Below are 10000 nucleotides of genomic sequence, written 5' to 3'. Positions count from 1 at the left end.
TCAGTCTCTGGCCGGACAGTTAAGTTATGAGCAATTTGGGTATGTGATTGATTTTGATTTGGAAACGAATAAAAGTCATTTTCCCGTTCATAGTCTGAAAAAACCTCAGATTGTAGCGATGTTTTATAATAACAAAGCGGCTCAGGCGATGATCGCGAAAAACTATGATCTGGCCTATGCGTATTTTAAAGCTGCAGTTTTAGTTGATCCTAATTCGTCCGAAAGCTGGAATAACATAGCAGTTTTGTATCGGATGAAAGACAGACTGGATTTAGCAGAACAGCTTTACCTTATTGCACTCAGATTAGACCCTGAGTCCATCAACAGTAAATCAAATTTAGCTTTGTTATACCAGTTAACAGGGAAGATGGAGAAATCTGCAGAGTTGCAGCGTAGTGTGCTCAAACAAAGACTGGAAAACCCTTATTACCACATTATGCTGGGCAACGAAGCTATGCAAAACCAGGAATTGCACAAAGCCATCAGGCATTTTCAGTACAGTCTGAAACTGAATGACAAAGGGTCAGAAGCTATGGCGGGTTTAGCAAAGGCTTATTATCAATTAGGAGAGCCAGCCTCTGCAGAGCGTTATCTGCTGCAGGCGAAAAGGTTTGCTCCCGGAGCTCAGGAAAGAGCCAGGTATCAGTCTAAGTTGCAATCATTGCAAACAGCAGCAAAACAGTATTAGCCAAAGGTTTGGGCCTGGATGAAAAAATTATGTTGTCGCCTGACGTTGTGCTGTGTTGGCTATCTGTTCTGTATTCAAGCCTTTGCTGCAGCAACTGAACAACTGTTGCTGCAGGATATCAGGGCCCTGTCAGAAGATCGGATGCAAGGCCGGAAAACAGGTCAACCCGGTGCTGCGTTGGCGCGTGACTACATTACTCAGCGCTTTCAACAGCTGAAACTGAATTCGTTCACGGACAACTTCAGCCAGCCCTTTTATTACACTCTAGGTTTTAGCCAAAAGCAGGGCATTAATTTACTCGGTTGGATAAAAGGTTGCAGCTATCCGGATTCCTACATAGTAGTCACAGCTCATTATGACCATCTGGGGATGACAGGGCGGTCAGTCTACAATGGCGCTGACGATAATGCTTCAGGGGTTGCTACTATGCTGGCTTTGGCCAGTAAGTTTCAGCAACAATGCCCCGCCTACAGTTATATTTTTGTCGCCACAGATGCGGAAGAAAATGGCTTGTTTGGTGCTAAAGCTTTACTGAAGCAAGCGCCAGTTCCTTTGGACCAGATAGTTTTGAATCTGAACCTGGATATGCTGAGTCGGGGAGAAAAGAAGAATTTGCTCTATCTGTACGGCGCCCGTTCTTTGCCTGGTGTGAGCGACTATGTTAAACAACAGTCTTTTGCGCTGAAGCTGAAATTAAGACGTCAGGGCAAGGCGCAGGGGCAGTCAGGCACAGACTGGGCTAATGCCAGTGATCATGCTGCATTTCGTAAAGCCGGTATTCCATTTCTGTATTTTGGAGTTGACCCTCACGCTGACTATCACAGCGTCAAAGATGACTGGCAACGGATAAATCCTGATTTTTTGCAGGCGATGTTTGTCACTTTGAGTCAGGTGGTGTTATGGCTGGACCAGCAACCGCCTGCATGGTATCAGGCGGCGCGGAAAAGCAAATAGCAAGGTTAAGGCGCTGGGATCCACTCAGCGTCATCAGTCAGACGAGGGAACTGACCTGAATTCCAGTCGTCTCTGGCTTGCGCCAGACGCTCTGGAGTTCTGGCGACAAAATTCCAGTTTAGCAGCACAGGATCCGGGACCTGATCACCACCCAGTACCATAAAATGTGCGCCGTCATCACCAGCTACAACAGTTAAATCCTCGGTCATCACCAGCATTTGCCCGGCGCTCAGTGCGGGTTGTTTTAACGAGCCTTTGGCCAGATAAATTGCCAGCTGCTGTTCTGATTTAGGTAAAGCCAGGCTACTGCATGGATCCAGTTTTAGCTCGGCATAACAACAGCGCGATGGAAAATTAACCACTGAACTTTGGGAGAAGTATTCCCCTAATAAGACTCTGATTTCGCTACCCGGTACCTGAATAGCCGGAAACAAAGCCGCGGGATAATGCTGGAATGACGGCTCTGATTCAGCCTCGTCTTCAGGCAGTACCAACCAGATTTGCATACCTTCCACCTGAAGCTGTTGCTCACGGATATCTGCTGGTATGCGCTCTGAGTGAGCTATACCGCGACCAGCGCGCATCAGATTAATGGCACCTGGTTCAATACGTTGTCTGGTGCCTAAAGTATCACTATGGTACATGGCTCCGGAGAACAAATAGGTCACAGTGGCCAGGCCAATATGGGGATGTTGACGCACATCACCTTCAGTAGTGCCTGCTGCAAAAGTCGCTGGGCCCATATGATCAACAAAAATAAAAGGCCCGACACGACGCTGCGCTTTGGCTGGCAATAATCGTCTGATGATAAAACCAATATCCCGCTGCTGTGGCTGAATGATCAGTGGTTCGCCGGCGGTAGCTGGCAATGCTTCTGGTTTCAGGCTGGTATGGACCTGAACATCAGCCTGAGTTACTAATTTATGGATAGGGCATTTATCTGCTATCGCCAGCAATTGTTGCCGCTGCTCAGCCGTTAAATCTCCTGTTAACTCCAGGCTGACGTGCAATTGATACAGGCCTTTTTGCTCAGCGCTATCGTCTCTTTCGATCGCCACTTTCACTTCGTGCAGCGGGATATTTTTGCGTTTGGCATAGAGCTGCAAAGTCATGGCTTTGCAGGTCGCTATAGCTGCATCAAATAAATCATGTGGATCTGGCCCAGTGTCTGTGCCACCAGCAGCCTGCGTTAAGTCTGCATTGATCTGATGGTCATGGATCTGAATGGTTTGGCGCAATTGCCCTGCAGTATGTTGACTGACAAAGATGGTCATAACGCTATCCTTTTTACTCTGATTGACTCCAGCATAACGCAATTTGCTTAAGAAAAGTCTTACTCGTTCAGATCTAAGCTCAATTGCGTCTTGTCTGTTGTCGAAGCTTTACTGCGTTTGGATGAACGTTTTCTGCTGGCGTGACGCTGCACCACCTGACGTTTTTGTTCCCGCCACCAGAGTGGATCTTGTTGCTGCTTGCATTCGGTCAGGCGCTGTTTAGCCAGTCGCATTGCTTGTTGCAGCTCAACCACTGGCATAGGGTAATCTCTGCCCAAAACACAAGCATACTGCTGCTGCAGTGCCAGAGGCATTAACCAGGGCTGGTGCAGCCAGCTGTCTGGGACTAAACGCAATTCAGGGCACCAACGGCGGATAAAGTGGCCTTGCGGGTCTTTTTGCTGGCTTTGTAGCACAGGATTGTACATCCGGTTAGGGTTGATGCCTGTGGTACCGGCTTGCATCTGAATTTGTGGGTAGTGAATGCCTGGTTCATAGTCGACAAAACACTGAGCCAGATGCAAAGCCACAGGACGCCAGTCCAGCCACAAGTGATAACAGGCAAAGGCGACTAACATAGCGCGGGCGCGAAAGTGCAGCCAGCCTGTCGCCAGTAAGCTGCGCATACAGGCATCAATCAGCGGATAACCGGTATAACCATGAGACCAGGCCCAAAACCAGTCGCTGTTAAAATCTTGCTTGCGCAATCGGGCATAACCCGGATGCAGGGCTTCAGTTTCTATCAGCGGATCTGATTCAAGCTTTTGAATAAAATGACAATGCCAGCGCAATCTGCTGTAAAAAGACGACAAGCCAAAACTGAAGGTGGGTTGTTGCTTGATGCTGCGCAGGGTTTGTTGCTGTAAGGCTCTTAAACTCAATTGGCCATAGGCCAGATATGGGCTCAAGCGTGAGCTGCTATGCCGCGCTTTATCAGGCAACGAAATATGCCGGCTGTAGTCTTTGGCTCTGTGACTAAAAAAACTCTGCACTGTATCAGTTAAAGCAAAAGCAGTTTGGCCTGCACTACAAGGCGGCAAATCCAAGGCACGTTGCGGCCGGAATGGCTGCTGCGGTTGTCTGCTGTGGCAGAGAAAAGGTAAAGCGTCAGGCCTGCGGTACAAGGTGCCTGATAAATACAGATCGGCCTGCTCTGTCCACAAATCCCTATTGGTTAAAGTCCGAAACACCGCGTGCTGGCGATACTGCCGCCACGGAATGGCCAAGTCTTTGAGTAACTGTTTGACGGCTAAGTCGCGCTGAAAGGTCCATAAATTGCCTGTTTCTTCATGGCTAAGCACCTGTGCTATTGGAAACTCCTGACATAACTGACGGATCACCTGAGTGGCAGGGCCTTTGACCACCAGCAGAGGTTGGCCTAAGGCGGTCAGTTGTTGATCCAAAAGCTGCAGGCTTTGCTCGACAAAAAGCCACTGCCTGACTGACGTGTCCGGCTGCTGCCAGTAGTCAGGTTCAATAATATACAAAGGCAAAACAGCACCCTGACGTGCTGCATCGGTCAGGGGACCGTGGTCATCAAGCCGCAAGTCGCGTTTAAACCAGACCAGACTGATCATGCTTTATGCTTCAACTGCTGAAGATAGGGCCGCCAAAAATCCTGCACTATGACTTTAGCTTCAGGCCAGTGCACTAAAGCGCCAGCTGCGGTTTTTTCCGGCAACCAACGCCGGACAAAATCGCCGTCCGGATCATGAGTTAAGGCTTGTTTGATTTGGTTAAACTGCCGGGCACCGCTGTTGCCAACCCCTGCAATATAAGCCCAGTTGCACCAGTTACTGGCGCAATCATAGTCCAGCAGATGTTGCTCAAAAAAAGCAGCACCTAAACGCCAGTCTTGCTGCAGCTCAAAAATCAGATAGCTGGCGACGTTCTGTCTGCCCCGGTTCGACATCCAGCCTGTTTGCACTAACATCCGCATATTAGCGTCGACAAAAGGCAGGCCGGTTTGGCCTTTACACCAGAGTTCAAAGCGCCTGTCTGCATGCGGTGCTGAGAAGTCCAGCGGCGGGCGAAAGGCATTTTTGCTAAACCAGGCTCGGCCATGCTGGCGCATTTGCCAACGAAAATACTCGCGCCACAGCAGCTCAAAGCGGATCCAGTAGGTGGATTCATTAGCCAGCTGTTGCTGTTCAAAATCCAGCACTTGCTGCCAGGCAAAGCAGGCCGATAAACAGCCATTGGCCAGATAGAAACTCCATAAACTGCTGTTCCATCGGCCATCCAGGGCATCGCGGCTTTGTTTGTAGTGCGTTACTGCGCGTTGTTGCCAGATAAACTGCTCCAGGCGCTCTAATGCTGCTGCTTCGTTTAGCAGTACTGCATTTGGATTATGGTGCTGGCTGATAAAATCCTTGCTGCTTTGATCCAGTGCCTGCTCAGGTTCGCCATAAAACTGTGAAGAAATGCTGTAAAATTTCGGCTGGTGCACCAGTAGCTTTGGTTCACGCTGCCGCCTGAAGGCTGAAAAGCTTTTTGGTAATGTGGCCAGATCCGGTCTGAGCTGGTGTTGCAGCAAACTATTGAGATCGTACAGTTTTAAGCTTAAACCACAATTTTGCAGCTGCTGGTACTGCTCAGGTGCTGTGGGTTCTGCCGCTATTAAAGAGTCCGTCTGATAGTGCTGCGCCAGCTGTTGCAGGCACAAGCTGGTGTCACCTATACGCAGATGCAACACCAATTCTTGTTGTTGCCATTGCTGCTGCCAGTCCAGCAGCAGTCTGAGTTGACTTTGCAGGCGCAGCGTACTGGCGCGTTTTATACCGTACTCGGCATTCAAGTATTCAGCCGGGTCAAGTATCAACACAGCAATTAACTGATCAAAGCCGGGTTGCTCTGCAAGCAGCAGATTATCCTGCCAGCGTATCGCCTGATTCAGCAGTACCAAAGCGCGTTTCATAGCTGCTCCAGATGGATCAGCAACTGCTCGGCTTTGGCCGTGATTTGTGCACGCTCTTCGTCCGACTTTCGGTGCCAGTTCTGATAACTCAGTTGCATACGGGCATTGCCGGACAGCAAAGCCTGATTACGTTCCAGGAAGTTCCAATACAAAGCGTTAAAAGGGCAGGCGGTTGGAGCTGTGGTTTCAGCCACATCATAAGCGCAACTTTTGCAGTAATTACTCATGCGTTGAATGTATTTGCCACTGGCCGCATAAGGTTTAGATGCCAGCACGCCTTCATCAGCAAACAGTGCCATGCCCAGTGTGTTAGGCAGTTCTACCCATTCATAGGCGTCAGCGTAGACCGCCAGATACCAATTGCAGACCTCCTCGACCGATAAACCTGCCAGCAGCGCAAAGTTGCCAGTCACCATCAGGCGCTGTATATGGTGAGAGTAGGCATGGTCTATGGTGTGGCTGATGGCTTGTTGCATACAGCGCATTTTAGTATCGCCAGTCCAGTAATAAGCTGGCAAAGCCCTGTTGGCATTTAAAAAGTTGCGCTCTTTGTAGTCGGGCATCAGCAGCCAATACAAGCCGCGGACAAACTCACGCCAGCCAATCAATTGGCGAATAAAACCTTCGGCTGCATTGAGCGGAACTTTGCCTTCTTTATAGGCCAGCTCTACTTTTTGGCAGACCCAGCGCACATCCAGCAGACCGCAGTTTAAGTACATCGAGCAAATGCTATGGAAAAGGTGAGGTTCATTCAGCTGCATCGCGTCCTGATAATCACCAAAAAGTGGCAACTGATGCTCCAGAAAATGTAAAAAAGCCTGACGTGCCTGTTTACCTGTGACGGCGTAGCTAAAAGTGTCGGCATTGCCCATATTATTTGGAAATTGCTGTTTAACCAGAGTGATGACTTGTGCAGTAATATCGTCGGGCTCGAACTTCAGTATGTCTGGCAGCTGCTGTTTTGCCGGCATAGCTTTTCTGTTGCTGGCATCAAAATTCCACTGACCGCCCACTGGCTGACCGTCCTGCATTAACAGGCCGGTGTAACGGCGCATTTCGCGGTAAAAGTATTCCATCCTGAACTGCTTGCGATCCAAAGCCCAATGCCGAAACATCGCCTTACTGGCAATAAATCTATCGTCTTCCAGTTGCTGCACAGGACGCTGAAATAACGCCTGCCAGCTTAAAATTTCCTGCTCTAACCTATATTCGCCGCATTCGGTCAGGCAAATTTGCTCCAGCTCTGGGTGTCTGGCAAGTTCAATAGCTACAGCTTCAGTCAGGCTGCTGATTTTCTGCTGGTAGTCCAGATAACTGACATTAATGCCTTGCTGCTGCAATACAGCAGCAAAATGGCGCATGGCGCTAAAGATCAGAATAATTTTTTGTTTGTGATGTGGGGTATAACTGGCCTCGCTGGCGACTTCTGCCATTAATACTCTGTCGGCCGCTTGCAGGTCACGTAACGAGGACAGGGCTGGGCTGAGCTGATCACCTAACACCAGAATTAACTTTGCCATTTGCTATTACCATTATTTTGGTTTTTGATACGGCAATGGCGCTGGACCAGATCAGTCTTAGTTTAAAACTGACTATAGGGTTAGATTGACAAAAAACTGCGATAAAAGGTGAAATCAAAGCGCATATATTCTGGGTGCCGGGGTTATGATAAGGCTGAAATTTTTGCGAGGGAGTGGATCTTTGTGAACAGTAAAACAATGGTATCAGGCTTGTTGCTTGGAGCGAGTCTGTTTGTTAACTCTGCAACAGCGCAGGAGCATCAACACGAAGAACATGGCAGCCATACCCATGGTCAGGCCGTTTTGACTTTTGTGCTGGAAGGTAATGAAGCAGAACTCGCCTTTGTCACTCCTACCGCCAATATTGTTGGTTTTGAACATCAGGTCAAAGATGATTCAGAGCGCCAGCTGGTAGAGAAAATGATTGCAGATTTTACCAGCGTTCAATGGTTTAGTTTTGATGCACAAGCCAACTGTACTGTGACAGGCACAGATATCAGTTCTGATTTAACAGCCGACCGCACAACCAAACCGCAACATGCAGATCTAAATGCAAACTACACCTTAGTCTGTCAAAACCCAGCCCGATTACAGGCTCTGACGCTTGATTTAGCTGAGATTGCAGCGGGAGTAGAACAAGTTTCAGTGCAGTGGATAGTGAATGGTGAACAAGGAGCTGCGCAGTGGCAGCCAGACAGAGTGACAGTGCCTCTGGTCGCTCAGTAAGCTGTTTTCATCAGAAAAAAACCGGCATCGCCGGTTTTTTTCTGACTGAGTTTATATTACTCGTAGGTGTATTCTTCGATTTTATCTGCTTTCATCGAATACGCTGATTTGGCTAAATCATGACTCATGGATTCAGTGGTTAAAGTACCACTGATCCAAAATGGTGAATAAATCATGTCGCCTTTAATTTTTTGCTTATTGGTAACAAAAATAATCTGATTTGGTGGTGGTGGTGGCACATGGATACAGGCACCAAAATAAGGCACTAAAAAGAACGCTGTTACGTTTTGATCGGCATCGTATTCGACCGGCACAATAAAGCCTGGCACCTTTACTTTTTTGTTATTCAGTTCAGCTTTAACCTTGGCTGACATCAACACTTCATTCCAGGCTGCGGCAGCTGGATCCTGGTTACCAAAAGCCTGATTCAGCGCACCACCAGCCGGAGCTTCGCCACCTTCATGATTAATTTCCGGCAGTTGTTCCATCTTTTTCAGATCTTCTTCCGGCAATAAATCAGTCCATTCCAATGCTTTATAGTCTTCTGCTTTTGCTGGTATCGCAGTAAATGCGACCAAAGTCAGAATTAATGCCATGTATAACGATTTAACCATTGGAGCCTCTGCCTCTGCATATGTTATAAGGTCACAAAAGAAGCCGTATCATAACATGAGCATTGTAATGTCAGAGCACACAGACCTGAAAATTCCGGCACTTGAACTCAAATCTTTGCTGTTCAGTTGGCCCGGCCAGCCGCCATTATTGGATATCCCACAACTACAACTCGGGCAAGGCCAACATTTATTTGTCTATGGCTCGTCCGGCTCAGGCAAAACCACTTTGTTGAATTTATTAGCTGGCATATACCCCTGCAAACAAGGTGATATTCTGATAGCTGGTCAGTCGATGGCTGAATTGTCAGGCGCTAAAAGAGATCAATTAAGGGCCTCTGCTATAGGTGTGGTTTTTCAGCAGTTAAATCTGATCCCTTATTTAACAGTGCTGCAAAATGTTTTATTGGTCAGCGCCTTTGCAAAAAAAATTCCACAGGCTGAGCAACGTGCCCGCTACTTATTACAGAAGCTGGGTTTGGAGCAGCAGTTGTGGCAAGCACCTGCCAATCAATTAAGTGTCGGACAACAGCAGCGGGTGGCTATAGCCCGCGCCTTATTAAGTCAACCTGCTTTGCTTATTGCCGATGAACCTACCTCAGCACTGGATCATAAGCACAGAGATGCATTTATGCAGCTAATGCTGGCCGAAGCAGAGCTGTGCGGCACTACGGTGGTTTTTGTCAGTCATGATCCGGCATTACGCAGTTATTTCAAATTTGAGCTGGATATGGAGCAGTTAAACAAAGGAGTCCAGCCATGTTAATGCAGTTGGCCAGAGCCAGTTTATGGAATCGCAAAGGCACAGTGTTGATGACGGTTATTTCATTAACCATCAGTATTGCCTTGTTGTTGGGTATTGATCATATTCGCCATGAAGCCAAAAGCAGTTTTACCAGCACAGTGTCTGGCACAGATCTGATTGTAGGAGCCCGTTCCAGCCAACTGAATTTATTGCTGTATTCAGTATTTCGTATTGGTAATGCCACCAACAATATAGGTTGGCAGAACTATCAGCAGGTAAAAAAACATCCTCAGGTTGCCTGGAGTATTCCGCTTTCTCTGGGCGATTCGCACCGGGGTTACCGGGTGATTGGCACCAACGAGGATTATTTTAAATATTACCAGTATGGCGAAAAACAGCCGCTTAAATTGGCTCAGGGTAAGGTGTTTGCTGGTGTGTATCAGGCGGTTATTGGCTCTGTGGTCGCGGAAAAACTTGGGTACCGATTAGGTGAACAAATCACCTTGTCACATGGTGTCGGCAGTATCAGTTTTACTCAGCATAAAGATAAGCCATTTGAAGTAGT

General features: G+C 48.0%; 10 protein-coding genes. 5 read left to right on the top strand and 5 right to left on the bottom strand.

Translation table 11 applies throughout. From position 1 onward, the window contains the following. Both LDL40_RS13900 and LDL40_RS13895 read left to right on the top strand, forming a co-directional pair. Positions 1-688, top strand: a 688-nt coding sequence (locus LDL40_RS13900; protein WP_300995987.1) for a tetratricopeptide repeat protein, incomplete at its 5' end; no start/stop codon positions are given. A gap of 18 nt (positions 689-706) precedes the next feature. Beyond that, positions 707-1642, top strand: coding sequence for a M28 family peptidase (locus LDL40_RS13895; RefSeq protein WP_300995986.1), 936 nt, complete (start codon positions 707-709; stop codon positions 1640-1642). 5 nt (positions 1643-1647) lie between these two features. On the opposite strand, the gene LDL40_RS13890 is transcribed toward LDL40_RS13895, so the two are convergent. The 4 genes from LDL40_RS13890 to LDL40_RS13875 are packed head-to-tail and all read right to left on the bottom strand — an operon-like array spanning position 1648 to position 7353. Next, positions 1648-2916: a pirin family protein gene (locus LDL40_RS13890; RefSeq protein ID WP_300995985.1), complete on the bottom strand. Its 1269-nt coding sequence runs from the start codon at positions 2914-2916 to the stop codon at positions 1648-1650. Between the two features lie 59 nt (positions 2917-2975). Next, on the bottom strand, positions 2976-4493 hold the full coding sequence (locus tag LDL40_RS13885; RefSeq protein ID WP_300995983.1) for a cryptochrome/deoxyribodipyrimidine photo-lyase family protein: 1518 nt from the start codon (positions 4491-4493) through the stop codon (positions 2976-2978). Further along, on the bottom strand, positions 4490-5833 hold the full coding sequence (locus tag LDL40_RS13880) for an FAD-binding domain-containing protein (protein WP_300995981.1): 1344 nt from the start codon (positions 5831-5833) through the stop codon (positions 4490-4492). Before LDL40_RS13880 ends, LDL40_RS13885 begins: the two co-directional genes overlap by 4 nt. Beyond that, positions 5830-7353, bottom strand: a complete 1524-nt coding sequence (locus LDL40_RS13875) for a cryptochrome/photolyase family protein (protein WP_300995979.1) — start codon at positions 7351-7353, stop codon at positions 5830-5832. Before LDL40_RS13875 ends, LDL40_RS13880 begins: the two co-directional genes overlap by 4 nt. A gap of 183 nt (positions 7354-7536) precedes the next feature. On the opposite strand from LDL40_RS13875, the gene LDL40_RS13870 reads away from it, so the two are divergent. Further along, complete coding sequence (locus LDL40_RS13870; protein WP_300995977.1) at positions 7537-8079, top strand: DUF2796 domain-containing protein; 543 nt, start codon at positions 7537-7539, stop codon at positions 8077-8079. 56 nt (positions 8080-8135) lie between these two features. Here the strand turns inward: LDL40_RS13870 and LDL40_RS13865 are convergent, their stop codons facing one another. Further along, positions 8136-8693, bottom strand: coding sequence for a DUF3299 domain-containing protein (locus tag LDL40_RS13865; protein ID WP_300995975.1), 558 nt, complete (start codon positions 8691-8693; stop codon positions 8136-8138). 67 nt (positions 8694-8760) lie between these two features. On the opposite strand from LDL40_RS13865, the gene LDL40_RS13860 reads away from it, so the two are divergent. Both LDL40_RS13860 and LDL40_RS13855 read left to right on the top strand, forming a co-directional pair. Beyond that, positions 8761-9456: an ABC transporter ATP-binding protein gene (locus tag LDL40_RS13860; RefSeq protein ID WP_300995973.1), complete on the top strand. Its 696-nt coding sequence runs from the start codon at positions 8761-8763 to the stop codon at positions 9454-9456. Beyond that, a partial coding sequence (locus LDL40_RS13855; RefSeq protein WP_300995972.1) for an ABC transporter permease occupies positions 9450-10000 on the top strand: 551 nt, incomplete at its 3' end. The genes LDL40_RS13860 and LDL40_RS13855, both read left to right, overlap by 7 nt.

It is taken from the genome of Rheinheimera sp. (assembly GCF_020217005.1).
Taxonomy (GTDB): domain Bacteria; phylum Pseudomonadota; class Gammaproteobacteria; order Enterobacterales; family Alteromonadaceae; genus Pararheinheimera.
This window is presented reverse-complemented; position numbering and strand designations above follow the sequence as displayed.